Annotated in this window: 16 protein-coding genes and 1 riboswitch; of the genes, 13 read left to right on the forward strand and 3 right to left on the reverse strand. The window is 31.4% G+C overall.

Features of this window, described 5'->3' with window-relative positions; genetic code table 11:
* Positions 1-39 precede the first annotated feature (39 nt).
* The 6 genes from ACUN26_RS09940 to ACUN26_RS09965 all read left to right on the forward strand — a co-directional run bounded on the left by ACUN26_RS09940 (position 40) and on the right by ACUN26_RS09965 (position 8,275).
* Positions 40-618, forward strand: a complete 579-nt coding sequence (locus tag ACUN26_RS09940) for a cysteine dioxygenase family protein (RefSeq protein WP_000954447.1) — start codon at positions 40-42, stop codon at positions 616-618.
* 177 nt (positions 619-795) lie between these two features.
* Positions 796-1,647, forward strand: coding sequence for a Cof-type HAD-IIB family hydrolase (locus ACUN26_RS09945; RefSeq protein WP_000766360.1), 852 nt, complete (start codon positions 796-798; stop codon positions 1,645-1,647).
* 455 nt (positions 1,648-2,102) lie between these two features.
* Positions 2,103-3,890 carry a PAS domain-containing sensor histidine kinase gene (locus tag ACUN26_RS09950; RefSeq protein WP_000994069.1) on the forward strand — a complete coding sequence of 596 codons (1,788 nt, stop codon included), beginning with the start codon at positions 2,103-2,105 and terminating at the stop codon, positions 3,888-3,890.
* A 219-nt stretch (positions 3,891-4,109) separates the two neighbouring features.
* Positions 4,110-6,236, forward strand: a complete 2,127-nt coding sequence (locus ACUN26_RS09955; RefSeq protein ID WP_000726031.1) for a peptidoglycan D,D-transpeptidase FtsI family protein — start codon at positions 4,110-4,112, stop codon at positions 6,234-6,236.
* Between the two features lie 76 nt (positions 6,237-6,312).
* Positions 6,313-6,843, forward strand: coding sequence for a signal peptidase I (lepB, locus tag ACUN26_RS09960; protein ID WP_000811461.1), 531 nt, complete (start codon positions 6,313-6,315; stop codon positions 6,841-6,843).
* 253 nt (positions 6,844-7,096) lie between these two features.
* Positions 7,097-8,275 (forward strand): macrolide family glycosyltransferase, encoded by a 1,179-nt coding sequence (locus ACUN26_RS09965; RefSeq protein ID WP_000932110.1) that lies wholly within the window; start codon positions 7,097-7,099, stop codon positions 8,273-8,275.
* Positions 8,276-8,324: 49 nt separating this feature from the next.
* Here the strand turns inward: ACUN26_RS09965 and ACUN26_RS09970 are convergent, their stop codons facing one another.
* Positions 8,325-9,008 (reverse strand): aspartate/glutamate racemase family protein, encoded by a 684-nt coding sequence (locus tag ACUN26_RS09970; protein WP_000978599.1) that lies wholly within the window; start codon positions 9,006-9,008, stop codon positions 8,325-8,327.
* A gap of 151 nt (positions 9,009-9,159) precedes the next feature.
* Positions 9,160-9,275, forward strand: a riboswitch (SAM riboswitch).
* A 139-nt stretch (positions 9,276-9,414) separates the two neighbouring features.
* Here ACUN26_RS09970 and ACUN26_RS09975 point away from each other — a divergent pair.
* The 4 genes from ACUN26_RS09975 (at position 9,415) to ACUN26_RS09990 (ending at position 12,710) form a co-directional block, all read left to right on the forward strand.
* Positions 9,415-9,963, forward strand: a complete 549-nt coding sequence (locus ACUN26_RS09975) for an ECF-type riboflavin transporter substrate-binding protein (protein WP_001038218.1) — start codon at positions 9,415-9,417, stop codon at positions 9,961-9,963.
* 10 nt (positions 9,964-9,973) lie between these two features.
* Complete coding sequence (locus ACUN26_RS09980; RefSeq protein WP_001182463.1) at positions 9,974-11,674, forward strand: ABC transporter ATP-binding protein; 1,701 nt, start codon at positions 9,974-9,976, stop codon at positions 11,672-11,674.
* A complete protein-coding gene (locus tag ACUN26_RS09985) occupies positions 11,667-12,467 on the forward strand; it encodes an energy-coupling factor transporter transmembrane component T family protein (protein WP_000552028.1) in 801 nt (266 codons plus the stop codon). Before ACUN26_RS09980 ends, ACUN26_RS09985 begins: the two co-directional genes overlap by 8 nt.
* 135 nt (positions 12,468-12,602) lie before the next feature.
* Positions 12,603-12,710 (forward strand): YjcZ family sporulation protein, encoded by a 108-nt coding sequence (locus ACUN26_RS09990; RefSeq protein ID WP_000120182.1) that lies wholly within the window; start codon positions 12,603-12,605, stop codon positions 12,708-12,710.
* Between the two features lie 99 nt (positions 12,711-12,809).
* Here ACUN26_RS09990 and ACUN26_RS09995 read toward each other — a convergent pair whose 3' ends face one another.
* Complete coding sequence (locus ACUN26_RS09995) at positions 12,810-14,111, reverse strand: sensor histidine kinase (protein WP_002038784.1); 1,302 nt, start codon at positions 14,109-14,111, stop codon at positions 12,810-12,812.
* Between the two features lie 41 nt (positions 14,112-14,152).
* Positions 14,153-15,034 (reverse strand): protein kinase domain-containing protein, encoded by an 882-nt coding sequence (locus ACUN26_RS10000; protein WP_000651960.1) that lies wholly within the window; start codon positions 15,032-15,034, stop codon positions 14,153-14,155.
* Positions 15,035-15,161: 127 nt separating this feature from the next.
* Between ACUN26_RS10000 and ACUN26_RS10005 the strand changes: the two genes are divergently transcribed.
* The 3 genes from ACUN26_RS10005 to ACUN26_RS10015 all read left to right on the forward strand — a co-directional run bounded on the left by ACUN26_RS10005 (position 15,162) and on the right by ACUN26_RS10015 (position 17,710).
* A complete protein-coding gene (locus tag ACUN26_RS10005) occupies positions 15,162-15,668 on the forward strand; it encodes a GrpB family protein (RefSeq protein ID WP_000372152.1) in 507 nt (168 codons plus the stop codon).
* A 189-nt stretch (positions 15,669-15,857) separates the two neighbouring features.
* Positions 15,858-16,847, forward strand: a complete 990-nt coding sequence (locus ACUN26_RS10010; RefSeq protein WP_000643939.1) for a zinc-binding dehydrogenase — start codon at positions 15,858-15,860, stop codon at positions 16,845-16,847.
* A gap of 263 nt (positions 16,848-17,110) precedes the next feature.
* Positions 17,111-17,710 (forward strand): undecaprenyl-diphosphatase, encoded by a 600-nt coding sequence (locus ACUN26_RS10015; protein WP_001110144.1) that lies wholly within the window; start codon positions 17,111-17,113, stop codon positions 17,708-17,710.
* Positions 17,711-18,410 lie beyond the last annotated feature (700 nt).

Here is an 18,410-nt window from a genome sequence, read left to right on the forward strand (position 1 = left end):
GTATGGAGGTGTGTGAAAAAAGCGTAGAGGAGGATGCTTATGTTAACGTGCAATGGGAGTAAAACGTTTCAAACATTTATTAAAGCTGTAACTGATTTAATAAATGGTGATTTATTAGAAGAAGAAATCGTGTGTAAAATTGAAACATTACTAGAAGAACTTTTAGAAAAGAAAACATGGCTTCCGTTAGATAAACAGAAGTCAAATTCGGCTCAATATGCACGACACTTACTGTATGAAGATCCATTAAAACGTTTTGAAGTATTAGCTCTCGTATGGAAAGATGGACAATCTACACCATTACATGATCATGATGGTACATGGGGAGTAGAAGGCGTTTTTTCAGGAAGGATAATGGTGCAGAACTTTGTTCAAACGAAGCAGCTTGGAAATTCACTTTCTTATTTAACACATACAGGAAATCTTTATTTGGGAGAAGGCGAAACAGATAAAGTAATTCCACCAGCTGATTGTCATATTCTGGAAATACCCGAAAATGAAAGCGTAATCACTATTCATATATACGGAAAGCGTTTAGAAAAGTTTAAAGTATATATCCCAACAGAAGAAAAAAATGTATATATGTGTGAGACAAAATATATTAGTTATAATTCATAGCATAAAATCCAAAGCTTTTCTATAAAAAGAACAGCTTTGGATTTTATTTTTAATTATTTCTTGACCTGAAACGCTTTTCATAAATTATAAATAAGGAGTACTTCACGAGATTCGTATGAAAACGATACCTTTTATTTAATAAAAACTCGTGTATTTATAGAAAGTGGTGAAGAAATAATGAAATTAATCGCAATTGATCTAGATGGAACTCTTCTTTCAGGGAATAAAATGATTAGTAAAGAGAATGCAGAAGCAATTCGAAAATGTCAAGAAGCTGGCCATGTTGTAGCAATTTGTACAGGACGTTCTATTGTGGATATTGAACGACTATTGTTAGAAGTTGGTTTGGAGTGTCCGATTATCGCAGAAAATGGTGCGCTTATATATAAAGATAAAAAAATGATGAAGAGATATCCAATTCAAAATATGCAGGCACTTGAGATTGTAGAATATCTTGAAGAGAATGGTTTGTATTATCAGCTCTATACTAATAAAGGTGTGTATGTACCCGATTATGGAGTAGAGAGTGTACGTAATGAAATCGAGTATGTGAAGAATGCAAAAGGAAATTTCGATTTGAAAGAGTTAGAAACGATTGCTGCATTATACCTTGAGCATACAGCATTTCATAGCACAGAAAGTTGTAAACCAATTGTAGAAATGGATATACATGTGCATAAACTTTTACCGTTTTCTTATGACATAGAGAAATTAAAAAAATTAAAAGAAACGTTTCTGCATAATACGGATTTAGCTATTACATCTTCCTATTGGCATAATTTAGAGATTAATCATCGAGATGCTCAAAAAGGAAATGGATTATATACTTTAGCAGAACATCTTAATATTCCAGTTGAAAACACTGTAGCAATAGGCGATGGCTTAAACGATGTTTCTATGATGGAGAAAGCAAATATATCAATTGCAATGGGAAATGCAGTTGAAGAAATAAAAGCGATGTGTAAATACGAAACGTTAACAAATGAAGAACATGGTGTCGCACATGCTTTATATAAATATGTAATGTAATAAAAAGAAAAAAAGAATCCAAAAAGATTCTTTTTTTCTTTTTATTAGGGGTAAGGTATTCTATGAGATTCATAGAAGCCTTATTACACCTCATTATATAGAATATATTGGAATAAATGTTTATATTTTTCATGAAAGTTGTGAATTTTTTGTGAATTTTATGATTATTATATTTTTATCCCGCATTAACGGGCAGTAAGACCCCTCACCTCAAAATTCAGCGGAAGCAAAGAAGTTAGGTGGGGGATGAACAAAACCCCCACTGATTAAAGTTTCACTTTATACTTCTACTAGCAGCGCATAACATTCCCATATTATTTTCTGTTTTTAATTGAAAAATAGAATTTGTTTGAATAATTATTCTACAGCTATATACCTAGGAGCACTTTCTTCGTATAATGAAGAAGTATGAATTTTGAATTTGTATAAATTTTACATATTGAGGTGAAAAAGGAATGAATGCGCGGCTAATGGAACTTATTGATGTGAGTACAATAGAAACCATGGCAGAACAATTTTATAAATTAACCAACATATCACATCAACTTCTTGATGCTGAAAACGAATGTATATTTTCATTTGGAATTAATGAAATGAAAGTATGTAAACTTCCAAAAATTGAAATCCCCCTTTTCTTATACAATCAATATTTAGGATCTTTTGTTGTATGGTCCAAACGAAGCGAAATTTTCAATTGCCAAAAATATTTTGAAATGCTTTCTAACCTTATTATAACTGGGGTGAAAAAAGAAGTTCAAAGTAAAAATATATCGTTACTTTCTCGAAAAGAGGAAGAACTACATACGATCTTACAAAACATGCCTGTTATGGTTGATGCGCTTGACTATAATGGAGATTTTGTTTTGTGGAATCGAGAATGCGAGATTGTAACAGGTTATACTGCTGAAGAAATAATTGGGAATCCAAACGCTCTTCAATTACTGTATCCTGACCATAATTATCGCCATCAAATACAAAATAAATTTTTGACTCGTGGAAAAAATTTTAGAGATTGGGAAATGAGTTTAACATGTAAAAATGGAGAAATTAAAACGATAATGTGGTCCAATATATCAGAGCAATTTCCTGTAACAGGATTTAGTTACTGGGCTGTTGGGGTAGATATTACACATTTAAAAGCAATAGAAGAGCAATTAAAACAACAAACCTCTGAATTAGAATTAATTTTCAAAGCTTTACCAGATTTATGTTTTTTAACAAAAGATGATGGGACAATTATAGATTATAAAGCAGGATCCCCTACAAAATTTTACGTGCCCGCAGAAGCTTTTATGGGAAAAAAGTTTTACGAAATATTACCGTCTCCAGTAGCACAGCAATTTCAAGAAGCAATTCGCCAATTGAAAGATGAAGGAAAGAATGTAATTGTAGAATATCCTCTAACAATTAATGGAAGTATTGATTTCTTTGAAGCTAGATGTTTACCATTATTACAAGATAAAATTATGATCATTGTCCGCGATATTACAGAGCGGAAAAAGGCAGAAGAATTGCTAAATAAATCAGATACACTTGCGGCAATTGGTCAATTAGCAGCCGGTGTAGCTCATGAAGTGAGAAACCCATTAACTGTAATTAAAGGATTTATACAGTTATTCCAAATTAATAAAGAGGATCAAGAGAAATACTTTGACCTTATGCTTTCCGAAATAGAAAGAATAGAAGCAATTCTCCAAGAGTTTTTGTCGATTGCTAAAACTGATGAAATAAATACAGAAAAGAAAAATATTTATCAAATTTTTAAAAATGTCGTATCACTAATTAATACAAAAGCAATCATGACAAATATTCAAGTTGAACTATTTACAGATTCCGAAGAGATAATCATTGAATGCTCAGAAAATCAATTGAAACAAGTTTTTATTAATATTTTGCAAAATTCAATTGAAGCAATGCTAAATGGTGGGAAAATTTCAATTCATATAAAAGAAATACATAAAAATGGTGTCATTATTAGTGTAATAGATGAAGGAATAGGAATACCTGAAGAAAGAATTAAAAGATTAGGTGAACCTTTTTATAGTACGAAAGAAAAAGGTACCGGTATTGGATTGATGTTAAGTTATAAAATTATTGAAAGTCATCAAGGAACAATAAGTATAATGAGTGAGGTTGGTGTCGGGACAACTGTAACGATTTACTTGCCAAAAATGCAGAGTAAACAATCTCTATCAAATTGTGATGATAGATGTATTTCAATACGTTCTAATATTAAATCTTAAAATACTTAATACCCAATAACAAAGCTAAGCTTTTGTTATTGGGTATTTTTATATTTAATTTAGTAAACTTTACCTTTTCTTTATGTTTGTTTTAATTTCTATTAAGTTTTGAACGTTATATTTATATGCGTACAAAGTAATGTGTGGAAATTGTACATTACTTTTAATATAGAAAGCCTAAAAGTATTAAAAATGTTGTAAGGAGGAGATTATGACGAGGTGAAAAAGAAAGAGAAAAAGAGTGGTAGAGCAATACCGATGCGCTTAAATATTTTATTCTTTTGTGTATTTTTATTATTTTCTGCCATGATTATACAGTTAGGTAAAGTACAAATTGTCGATGGAGAGACATATAAAAATGAAGTAGAAAAGAGAGAAAAGGCAACTGTGAGTCTTTCTGTCCCGCGTGGGAAAATATTTGATCGAGAAGGGAATCCAGTTGTTGATAATAAGTCTTTACGCACGATTACGTATACAAAGATGAAAGGTGTAAAATCAGAAGATATACTAAAAACTGCAAGACAACTTGAGGAAATAATTGAAATGCCGCAAGAAGATATAGACAAGTTAACTGAGACGGATAAGAAAGATTTTTGGATGCAATTAAATCCAAAACTCGCACAAAATTTAATATCAAAAAAAGAAATAGACAAGTTTAGGGAAAAAGATATTACGGGTAAAGACCTAGATAAGAAAATAGAAGATTTAAGAAGAAAGCGTGTTACAGATAAAAATCTTCAAGAGTTAACAGCTCAAGATATAAAAGTGTTAGCTATTAAAAGTAAAATGACTGCAGGTTACCAAATGGCTCCTCAAATTATTAAAAAAGATGTGAGTGAAAAGGAATATGCAAAAGTTAGTGAAAATTTAGGAAATCTTTCAGGGGTAGACGCATCGGTTGATTGGGAGAGACACTATGTAAATGATGGCTTATTTCGTTCAGTCCTTGGAAACGTTTCGAATGCTGATGAAGGATTGCCACGTGAACGATTAGATTATTATTTAGTGCGTGATTATAGCCGAAATGACAGGATAGGGAAAAGTTACATTGAGCAGCAATACGAGGATGTGCTTCACGGCTCGAAAAAAGAAGTGAGAAGTGTAGCTGATAAGCAAGGAAATACAATGAGAATGGAAACAGTTTCTGAGGGGAAAAGTGGGAAAAATTTAACGTTAACAATTGATATGGAATTACAGAAAAAAGTTGAAGAGAGCATAGAAAAAATATTAAAGGCATATAAAGGTTCAGAATCGATGTTAGACCGTGCTTTCGTTGTAATGATGAATCCGAAAAACGGCCAAGTATTATCAATGGCTGGGAAAAAGCTTATAGAAAAAGACGGAAAAACGGAAGTAGAAGATTATGCTTTAGGTACGATGACAAGTTCATATGAGCTTGGATCAACTGTTAAAGGTGCAACAGTATTAACAGGATTTGAAACGAAAGCTATAACACCAGGTACATATTTTTATGATGCACCAATGAAGTTTAAAGGAACTAAGGAAAAAAAGTCTTGGAAAGAGTTCGGAAATATTGATGATCTAAGGGCGTTACAAGTTTCTTCAAACGTTTATATGTTTAATACAGCATTGAAAATTGCAGGTGTAGATTATGTGAAAAATAGTTCGTTAAATATTAAACAGGAATATTTTGATAAAATGAGATATTATTTCAGGCAATTTGGATTAGGTGTTCCAACTGGTATTGATTTACCGAACGAAACAGCTGGACAAATTGGTAAAAAAGATAATCAACCTGGTTTCTTACTAGACTACTCGATTGGACAGTATGATACGTATACACCACTTCAGCTTGTACAGTATATTTCGACTATCGCAAACGGCGGTTATCGAATGAAACCACAAATTGTTCAAGAGATTAGAGAACAAACCGCTCAAAAGGATGAAATCGGTAAAGTGATGCATGCAATAGAACCTGTTGTTTTAAATAGAATTGATATGAAAGAAGAATATATCAATCAAGTAAAAGAAGGGTTTAGAAGAGTATTCCAAGAAGGGGATGGAACGGGAGTAAGGGCGTTCCAAAAAGCACCGTATAAACCAGCTGGCAAAACAGGAACTGCACAGACTGTATACGGTGGAGAAAGTGATATTGGGAGAAATGAGAAAGGCGATCGTAGAGAATGCTATAATTTAACATTAGCAGGATATGCGCCATATGATGATCCAGAAGTAGCATTTTCCGTTGTAGTACCATGGGTTATAAATGATAAGTCTGGTATTAACTCTGATATTGGGAAAGAAGTTTTAGATGCTTATTTTGATTTGAAAAATAAGCGATTAACTGGCGAAGCACCAAAAACTTATGACTCTAAAGAGAATTAATATATACGAAACGTCTCTAGCATTTATATGAACTAGAGGCGTTTTTACATACGAATAGGTTAGAAATGAGGTATATATGAAGCAATTAATTCTAAAAGATTGGAGAAAAATATGCAGCTATATTTTAATTATAATAGGCATTCTTTTTATTAATAAGTCATTTTTATTTTGTATGGTAGAAGGAATTTCAATGCAACCTACTTTGAATGAAAATAATCGAATACTAGTTAATAAGGCTAGTATCTATTTTTCTTCTTTTCATCATGGTGATGTTGTAATAATAAAAAAAGAAGACGAGCCTACATACTACGTGAAACGAATTATTGGATTACCAGGGGATAACGTACAAGTAAGAAACGATGTGGTATATATTAACGGCAAAAAACGAGATGAGTTGTATATACAGTTAGATATGTCACAAGTATCAAATCGTTTTTCAAACTTTAGAGAAATGAAAGTTCCCACGCATAAATTATTTGTGTTAGGTGATAATCGAAATCATAGTAAAGATAGTAGGAATACGCTTGGACTAATTGATGAGTCAAATATAATAGGTAAAGTAAAAATGGTATATTATCCATTTGATCAAATAAAATGGTTAAAATAATTCTATTAACTATTCACGTTTTATAAAATAATTCATATATTGATAGCATAGGACAAGCAGAAAAGCTTATCCTAACCTCACAGAACACTCCTTATCACAGTTAGGCATCTACTTATGTAGATGCCTTTTCCGATGAATAATAATTATTTATCAACCTAAAGTAGTAAGCAAATTGGGACTATTAGGGGAAGATTGCTTGTAATAATTACAGTACGATTAATAAGAACATTGAATTGTAAGGAGTGAGAAATACGTGTTGAATATTTTAATAGTTAATTTTCCTGCAGAGGGACATGTAAATCCTACATTAAGTTTAGTAAAGGCTTTTACTGAAAGAGGAGATAAGGTACACTATATTACAACGGAAAACTTTAAGGAAAGGCTTGAAGTTTTGGGAGCTATTGTACATACTCATCCGGATTTATTAAAGGAGATTTCTATTGATAATGAAACTTCCTATGGATTAACAACTTTCTTTCATGTACATGTTCAAACTTCTTTATATATATTAGAAATTACGAAAGAATTATGTAAAAGCATAAATTTTGATTTCGTAGTTTATGATATATTTGGTGCCGGAGAGTTAGTAAAGGAATATTTACAAGTTCCAGGCATAGTTTCCTCTCCTATATTTTTAATTCCACCAGAAGTATTGGAAACCTTGCCTTTTCATCCAAATGCAGAAAAACAATTCCAACCCGATGAACTCTCTGAAAAATTACTGTATCAAATGGAACATGAATTTGGAGTAAAGCCCAAAAATCATCTTCAATTTATGCAAAATAAGGGAGACATTAGTCTCGTGTATACAAGTCGTTATTTTCAACCTAATAGCGATTCGTTCGGAGAAAAGAATGTTTTTATTGGGCCGAGTATGATAAAGCGCAAAACAAATATAAAGTTTCCACTTGAATTGCTTTCAAAAAAGAAAGTTATTTATATTTCAATGGGAACACTTCTTGAAGGGCTCGAACCATTCTTTAATACTTGTATTGATGCTTTTTCAAATTTCGAAGGGATTGTAGTAATGGCGATCGGTGATAGAAATGATATTTCAAAAATTAAGCAAGCTCCAGACAATTTTATTATATCCCCTTACGTACCTCAATCAGAAATATTAAGTGAAGCAAATGTTTTTATTACACATGGTGGAATGAATAGTGTACACGATGCAATTCATTACAATGTCCCATTTGTGATAATACCGCATGATAAAGATCAACCAATGATAGCGCAAAGATTAACTGAACTTGAGGCAGCACATAGATTATTGAAAGAGCATGTTAATGTGCAAACTTTAAAAGAGGCGGTAACAGACGTTCTTTCAAATGAAAAGTATAAACATGGCATTCGAAAACTGAATGAAAGTTTTTTAGGGTGTGGTGGTTCCAAAAGAGCCATTGCAGTTATTGATGCTCTTTTAAATAAATAGTTCGGACAATATACAAGCATAGAGGCTCTACCTTTATGCTTGTATATTATTATCCAGCAAATTGTACAGCAGTATTTGCATGTAAAAAAGCAGTATCAAAAACAGGAACAGTAAGGTCATTTTGGGAAATAAGTAATGGTATTTCAGTACAGCCTAGTAATATACCTTCCGCACCGTTTTGAATTAATGAATTGGTAATTTGTATTAGTTTCTCTCTTGAAGTTTCTGAAATAATGCCTCTACTTAATTCGTTTAATATGACGTGATGGATAAAAGTTCTTTCTTCGTCATTTGGGATAATTGTCTCAATGTTATATTTTGCTAGTCGTGATGTATAAAAATCTTGTTCCATCGTTTGTTTCGTTCCTAATAGTCCGATACGTTTTATATTCTGTTCTACCATTTCTTTAGCACTTACATCACCGATATGAAGAAGTGGAATTGATATTGCTTGTTCTACTTCCTCAGCAAATAAATGGACTGTATTTGAACACATTAATAAACATTCCGCCCCGGACTTTTCAACCTTTTTAGCAACTGTGACTAATTCGTTTTTTACTTCTTCATATTGATGGTTTTGTAATAAAGTAGTTACTTCTCCAAAATCCATACTATATAAAACGAGCTTCGCATTTTGATCGTATTGAGAGAGTGTTAGCGTATTAATATGTTTATAGTATAGTGATGTAGATTCCCAGCTTAACCCACCAATTAAACCAATTACTTTCATCATACATTCCCCCTTGTAACAATTTCGAATCCATTATTTCATAATTCCGATAAGAATACAATGATTTAAATACACTATTTAATAAAAAATAAAAATAATTAGAAAAGTGTTGAAATTTATCTTTCTTAGTGCCATAATACGAATTACAAATTAATACTTATCCAGAGAGGTGGAGGGAACGGCCCTAAGAAACCTCAGCAACCCCTATGTGCATTCATAGGAAGGTGCTAATTCCGCAGAGGACACGATGTGTTTTTTGAAAGATAAGAGGATTCTTGCACGTGAAAGAAAATGACCTCTTATGTAAGAGGTCATTTTTTGTTGTATAGAAAGGGAGTGTCGATGCATAATTCATTATTAAAATAAATATAGAGTAATGAAAGCTGACTAATTTGAGAGGAGAATTGAAATGAACAAATTATCAACAAAGTTAGTAGTAGCAATCGGAATCGGAGCAGCTTTATATGGGATATTAGGACTTTGGGGATTTACTATTGCACCAAATACATTTATTAAACCTGGATTAGCTATATTAACCATTTTTGGAGCGTTATTTGGTCCAGTAGCAGGACTGTTAATAGGACTTATCGGTCATACCGTAACAGATACGATCTCTGGTGGGGGGATTTGGTGGGGCTGGGTTCTGAGCTCAGGAATTATTGGTTTTGCGATGGGGCTCATTCAAAAAAGAGGTGGGTTTAATGTGAAAAATGGGTCGTTTAGTAAGGGAGATATTTCTTATTTAGCAATTACTGGTTTAGTAGGTATTGTCATTGCTATTATATTTGCTGGGGTATTCGATATTATCGTGATGGGAGAACCGTTTGACAAAATTGTTATACAAGTATTAGGGGCAACCATTGCTGATGTTATTGTTTTCTTAGTTCTTGGATTACCGATTACAATTGGCCTAGCAAAATCGAATAAAAAACATACACATTTAAAAATTGAAAAGTAGGGATGTTAACATGCAACCAATTATTTCGTTTGAAGAATTCAGCTTTCAATATAAGCATGCTGCGCAGCCTACTTTGAAAGATATTACATTTCATATCAACCCTGGAGAAAAAGTACTAATTGCTGGACGAAGCGGTTCTGGGAAGTCGACATTAGCTCATTGTATTAATGGGCTAATCCCATTTTCGTATGAAGGGATTAGTACTGGTAACGTATTAATTGCTGGTAAAGACCCGAGGAAAGGCAGTATTTTTGAACAGAGTAAGCATATAGGAACAATATTACAAGATCAAGATGCTCAGTTTATTGGCCTTACAGTAGAAGAAGATGTCGCTTTTTATTTAGAAAATGAATGTGTAAATCAAGATGATATGAAAAAGAGTGTTGCAGACTCATTAACAAAGGTAAAGATGCATACTTTTCGTAAACAAAGTCCGCATGAATTATCAGGAGGACAAAAACAAACGGTTTCTCTTGCAGGTCTCTTAACAACAAATGCGGATATATTATTGTTCGATGAACCTTTAGCAAACTTAGATCCGCTAAGCGCCATACATACGATAGAACTTATGAAAGATATACATGCACAAACTAATAAAACAATTGTAATTATTGAACATCGAATAGAAGAAATATTAAAATTGGATTTAGATAAAATGATTTTAATTGATGAAGGTAAAGTCATTACGGTAGGGACTCCGGAAGAAATATTAGCATCAAATATATTGCCTCGTATTGGCTTAAGGGAGCCGATTTATATTGAAGCATTAAAGAGATTACATTTTGATAGTAATAATGCTGTAATATATCCACTGGAAAAAATTCAAAAGGAAAAAATTAGTGGCGTTTTAAAAGAATGGATGCAGAAGCAAGTTTTTTTAAAAGATGCTACTAAAAATAAAGAATTATTAAGAGTAGAGAATTTATCATTTTCCTATCCTAATAGACAAAGAGTATTGAAAAATATAAATTTTTCGATAAGTAAAGGAGAACTTATCGCTCTTTTAGGACACAATGGAGCTGGAAAATCAACATTAGCTCACAGTCTTATTGGTATAAATAAAACAAGTAATGCAGGGATTTTATTAGATGGAGAAAATATTAGTTCTTGGTCTATTCGTAAGCGTGGGGAGATGATCTCTTATGTGATGCAAAATCCAAATCATATGATTACACAACCTACTGTTTTAGAAGAGGTTTCATTCACATTAAAATTAAAAAAGTTTTCTAAGGAAGAAGTTAACTATAGAGCTGAAGAATCATTAAAAATCTGTGGTTTATATCCATTTCGTAATTGGCCAATTCAGGCATTAAGCTATGGGCAGAAAAAGAGATTAACTATCGCATCTGTATTAACAACAAATCCTAAACTTATCATATTAGATGAACCGACGGCTGGACAAGATTATTATCATTATAAACAGTTTATGTCATTTATTAGAAACCTGGCTAAAAAGGGAATATCCTTTATTTTCATAACACACGATATGAATCTAGCATTAGAATATGCAGACCGAGCGGTAGTTCTACATGAGGGAGAAATCATTGCGGATAATACTGCAACTACTGTATTAGGACATAAAGAAACGTTACAAAGAGCCAATCTAAGAGAGAGTTCTTTATTCGAGCTTGTTACATTTAGTGAAATTTCATGTCCAGAAAAGTTTATGGAACTTTATTGCGATGTTAGTAGGAGGGAGGAAAATGCATAATACGTATTTTCGTCGTATGGATGGGGCTGTGAAATTAGTTTTGTTTATATTTTGTATGACGCTTACTTTTATGTTTTTTGATTTTCGCATATTACTAATTTTATTTATGTTTGGATGTATCGGACTCTTACTTGCTAAAATTCCACTTCGTAAAATTTTACTTATTTTTACTGTTATATTTACATTTAGTTTATTAAACACTGTTATGATTTTATTAATTACACCGACTCATGGATCTGAATTAACTGGATCGTATACTTCGTTTTTACATATTGGTTATGCAACAATTACATATGAAACATTATTTTATGCAGTTACACTTTCATTAAAATATTTTACGTTGTTACCATTTACACTTATCTTTATTTACACGACAGATCCAAGTGAATTTGTAAGTGGCTTAAGTAAACTTGGTATTCATTATAAGATTACATATGCAATAAATATTGCACTACGTTATATACCTGATATTCAGTCCGAATATAAAATTATTAAACATGCGCAAGAAGCGAGAGGAGTAGCTTTTGAAAAAGGGGAAGCGAGCTTATGGATTCGTATGAAAAACCGTATTTTAATTTTCTGGCCGCTAATCATTCATTCTCTAGAAAGAATCGATACCGTTTCAAATGCAATGGATTTAAGAGGGTTTGGAAAGAAGGATAAACGTACGTGGTTCTATACAAGTAAAGCGGAAAGTGGTGATTTCATTGCTTTATTTACAGGTGTTTTTATTTTAATGGTTGCAGTATATTTAAAACTAAATGTATTTCAAAACTTTTGGTATCCATTTTAAAGCACTCGCAATCGAGTGCTTTTACTTATTTTTAAGTAGACATGCTCAAAAAAGGGATATATACATAATGTATAATACGAACCAGTTAAAATGATCAACTACCTATTAGTTTTCAAACCAAAAGGAGGAAAAAATATGAGTTACGGTGGTTCTTGTGGTTTTGGTGGAGGTTTCGCTTTATTAGTTGTGTTATTCATTTTATTAATAATTGTAGGATGCAGCTGTTGGGGCGGAGGATACTAATTTTTAATTAGTCTTCACAAATGTAAACTTAAAAAACATAGAAGATACTTATGTATCGAGACAAAGAAAAAAGGAGCTATTATGCTCCTTTTTTCTTTGTTATATATTTTTATCTTTTGGGAATGTAATCGTTAAAGCCGTTCCTTTACTAACGGTACTTTGGATTTTTAAATTACCATGCATCGTTTCAATAATTTTAACAGCAACCATCGTACCTAAACCAGTACCTTTTGATTTTGTACTAAAATAAGGTTCGCCAAACCTGTTAATTTGCTCTTGTGACATTCCAATTCCGCTATCTTCAATTCGTATTATAACTTTATTATTGCTTATGGTGGAGGATATATTTAAGGTACCACCATTAGGCATTGCTTCAATACTATTTTTTATTAAGTTTAAAAAACATTGTTGAAAGTGCTGTTTATTACCAACAATGTTTGCCTTTGAGAAATCTTTTGTAATATGTATCGTATTCATATTACATAATGGCAATATCATATTAATAGCTCGATTTAACTCTTGGTCTATTGAAATATGATCTAGTTTTTCTGGTGCTGGTTTAGCAAACGTTAAATAGTCATCAATAATCTCTTGCGCACGATTTAATTCTTCAAGTATATGTTCAATGTATTCGTCCCTTGATTCAGGAGATAAATTTGGTGTTTTTAAAAGTTGTGTAAATCCCTTTACGACAGTTAAGGGATTTCTTACTTCGTGCGATATACTAGCAGCAAGTTGACTAACGATCTCCATCTTTTCCATTTTAATTAATTTTGAGCGCATAAATACTGCATCTTTTAAAACTTCATTAAAATAAACAATAAATAACATTAAAGTAGTCGGTAATAATATGAAATAAATAATATATAAATTATTTACTTCAAATTCTGATAATGTTAGTACAATCACAGTTGTAAATATTGCTAGGAAAAAAGTTAAAAACATAGCAAAAGCTACTTTAACCTTTCTATTGTATGCATTAAATTTTGTAGATGCGAATGCTGTTATGATGAACATTGTGCCATAAACAATAACTGTTAACATGTTAAATCCATAAAATAAAACTCTTGTAATTAATAAAATAGTAAACAATATAATGCCGACAGGGAATCCACCATAAAGTGTACCTATTATTACTGGGATTTGTCTTAAATCATGAATACAACTTTCATCCATATAGATAGGGTATCGCATACATAAAATAAGTGGGATACTCGTACAAAGAATAATAAGCAGTCTTTTATATTTCTTCAAATAGCGCCTGTTATCATATATAAAATAAAAAATAAATATACTACTTAAAATGTAAAGAAGATTATTTAATACATTTTGATTAATATAAACAAAGTCCATAATATTAGCCTCGTCATTCTGAATTTCCATTTCATATGTATTATACATGATAAAAGTATAAACTCTATATTTGTTTTAAAAATATAAGCTTATATCATTTTAGCACTAGATACTTTTAACCATGCTTCATAAAATTCTTTTACTGATGTATACCGTTCTGCACGGTTTTCATTCACAGCACGAGAGGCAACCTCATATAATTCTTTACTTGCACCCCATTTTATAAAGGAACGATCTTTTTCACCACCTAAAAGTGCGAAAGCTACCGCGCCCATATTAAATACATTTGTTTTTTCATCAATTATAGCGTTTAGCTCAAATTCTTCAGGAGACATAAAACGAGAGGAACCCCATAGTCTTCCCATTTTATTTATGTATGGTTTTTTAGAGTATAAATCAATATCACAAATCTTCGTCTCATTTGTACTAAAATTATGTAAAATACTACCGTCATAAAAATCTATAGCTACATAGTTTTTCTGTTCTACATGAGCATGGAAAGAAAAAATCGCATTCAATGAATAAATTCGTTCCACAACAGTTAAATGTCTAAATTTATAAAATGGAGAGTTTGGATTTTTATATTTCTCAGGAGGTGGGAAACTCCAATGTGGGTGAAGCGATTCCCCATCAAACCAATCAAATATTAAAACATATCCATTATGTACTGGAAAGTGTTCAATTAAAGTTATTAGTGATTCATGTTTTAATTCATCGTAAAGGGAAACCGATTTTATTAATGTTTCAATAGCGGCCTCTGGAGTTCCATTATATGCAATTGTTTGTGCTCCTGCATATTTAACAAATTTCTTATGACCATCCTTTTCTACACCAAAACATATATTACCCGAATCTTGTTGGTCAAAAACGGCAAATACAGTTCCTAATTTCAAAAGCCAATCAAAATTATGATGTTCTTTTAATTGTAATGTTACTTGATTCAACTGAATTTCAACTGGAATATCTTTCATAATGTACCTCGCATTTATTATAATAAAGTTGTATGTTTTAATATTCGACATATTTTGTGAAAATCCTATATTAATAACATGAAATTTTATAAATATAATGATAAAAGCTTTTTAGGAGGCAAATAAAATGGATCAAAAAATTATTATAAAATCCTATCAAAAAGACTGGCATGAAGAATACTTAAAGGAAAGATACAAATTTAATTCTTTATTAGGGGAAGAAATTGTTGCTATTGAACATATAGGAAGCACTGCCGTAGAAGGGTTAGGCGCTAAACCTCTTATTGATATGATGATTGGCGTAACGGATTTACAAATTACCGAAAAGTGGACTCATATCCTTTCGGAAATTGGATATGAGTATGTCCCAAAAGAAACACCAAGTTGGCGGTTTTTCAGAAAGGGGAAATGGAGAGCGGGTACTCATCATTTGCATGTTTATATTTATAATAGCGAGGAATGGAGAAATAATCTTTTGTTTCGAGACTTTCTAAAAAAACATGAATGGGCACGTAAAGAATATAGAGAACTAAAAGAGGGGCTTGCAGCTACATATCCTTTTGATCGTGTGTCGTATACAAATGCAAAAGCGCCATTTATTCGAAATATAATAGAATTGGCTAGAATCAATTAAAGTTAAATTTACAGTTTTTTATCTAAATAGTTTTGAAAATAGTACTGATAAATCCTTCTTTTGCTTTTTAAAAGGAAGGATGTTCTGTTTTGTCATAAAAATATACTTTCTTTCTATTTATTGGAGACAGATTGTTTTATTTATTTCAATGTTTCTAGTACATTAAAAATATTAAGGGGGAATGAAACAATGAAAGCAATTATACATCAATATAAAAAAGGATTAGAGGGGTTAGAATATAAAATTTTATCTGAATTAACTCCTAATGCTGGTGAAGTAAAAGTAAAGTTAAAAGCTGCAGGGTTAAATCATAGAGACTTATTTATAATAAATAATAGAAAAGAAATGGATATACCATTAGTAATAGGATCAGATGGATCGGGCATTGTTACAGAAATCGGAGAAGGGGTTTCAAATACTTCACTACATACCGAGGTTATTATTAATCCTAGTATTGGATGGGATAGTATTGCTAATGTGCCAGAGTTACCTGAAGTGTTAGGTGGACCGAAAGATGGAACGTTTGCTGAATATGTAATTGTACCAGCTGAAAATGTAGTGGAAAAGCCGTCATATCTTACTTGGGAAGAATCCGGTGTTCTATCATTATCGGCATTAACTGCATATAGAGCACTTTTTACAAAGGGGAGATTGAAGTGCGGTGAACATGTTTTAATTCCAGGAATAAGCGGTGGTGTGGCAACCTTTTCCATGTTATTTGCAAAAGCAATTGGCGCAAAAGTAAGTGTTACTTCAAGGTCAGAGAACAAAAGAGTGATTGCTGAAAAATATGGTGCAGACTGTTCTTTTAATAGTTCTGGAAATTGGGAAGAGAGTTTGCAAGGAGAAAAAGTAGATTTAATTATAGATAGTATTGGTCCTGCGACGTTCTTAAAATATTTTGATGTATTAAAACCAAATGGAAGAATTGTTAATTTTGGTGCAAGCTCAGGAGAGAAAATTGAATTGCCATTACGTGCATTATTTTATAATCAAATCGATATTATGGGAACATCTATGGGAAGCCGTGAGGAATTTAATGAAATGATTCAGTTTATAAAAAAACATAAAATTAAACCAATTATGGATAAAAGTTTTTCGTTAGAAGAAGCAGTTCAGGCATTAAATCGTATGGAACAAGGCGAACAATTTGGTAATATCGCTCTACGTATGGAATAAAAATATGATTTAACAACTAATATTTTTATATCAATATGGTATGTATTTTATGTATGTATAGATTTTTAATTTTGTTATTTAGAAAGGTTTTTTAACATTATATATTTTTAACGCATGTAAATAGTTACATAATTGTAAAATGAAAAATAGTAAAAACAAATAAAGTGAAAATCAAAATGTGACTAAATGTTGTATACTGTGTAAATCAAGTAAACTCGTATCTTTATTTTAAGTACGATGAGAAAAATTAAGGAGAGAGTAACGTGAATTACACAGTATTTCAATGGATAAACAATTTAGCTGGTACATCTACACTATTAGATAAGGTAATGATTGTTATTACAAATAGTGCTGCATATGTGGCGATTCTATTTATGTTTATCTTATGGTTTCATAATGGAAAAAAAGAGAAAGCGATAAGAAAACAATACACAGTGTTATATACGACACTTTCTGTAATGATTGCATTATTAGTAAATGTTTTCATTCATGCGGTATATTACCATCCGCGTCCGTTTATAGCACATGATGTGCATCAATTAGTACCACATGCAGAAAATTCATCATTCGTTAGCGATCATTCTGTACTTGTATTTTCGATTGCGTTCGTCTTTATGCTTAGAGGAGAAAAACTTAAATATATAGCGCTTATTTGGGCGGTATTAGTTGGCATATCACGTTTGTATGTAGGTGTTCATTTCCCGTTAGATGTAATTGGTGCCGCTGTAATAACAATTATAACAAGCAGCTTGTTGTTGCAGAATAAACGAATATTTGAACCAATCGCAAAAATCGTTTTCAAAATGTATGCGTTGGTAGCAAAACGAATTCCTTTTTTAGCAAAATATAACCATATAGCTTAGGGTTAAAATCTACTATTTATAAGTTTGGTTTAAAAAAGTTCCCACCTTGGGTATCAATAGGGGGAACTTTTTTTATTGAATAAAAGAATGGTATTGGAAATGAAATGTAGAAAAAACTGATGATTGTCAACAAGTAGTTAGAGTAAATAATGTAGGAAATATGAGTACAGTAGGGGGTGTAATAATAACATTATTATCGGTAATCTCAAATTTTTTTATTTAGGAGAGCTTTACATTATATATAATAACAGCCAGGTTACGAAAAATAGTTAAAAAGATACGGTATCGATAATATAAGGATTACACCTACAACAGTCACGGCTATAATTTTAATTACTTCGCTCTTTACTTCCTTCTCCAAAACAACACCTCCCGACGCGTTTAAAAATCTATTGTAATAATACTATCATTAGACAACCTTATTTTTCCAATTATAATATTCATGTTAAACACTTGAAGAAATTACTTATCTATATAGCAAATAAAGGTTTTTAGTCTCTCTTTACACGATAAAGGAAAGCTAACTTTAAAAAAAGTATTTTTATTTGAATATCCATTAATTTCACATACCGTACTATAAATGAATAAAATTAAACCCAAAATAATAATAGTTGGTTTTGTTTTAAAGGGATTAAACAGAAAACTTCGAAACATATAGTATCGAAAATAAAAATAAAAACTACATATTTTAAAGCGCATC

Source organism: Bacillus sp. WC2503, from assembly GCF_052682895.1.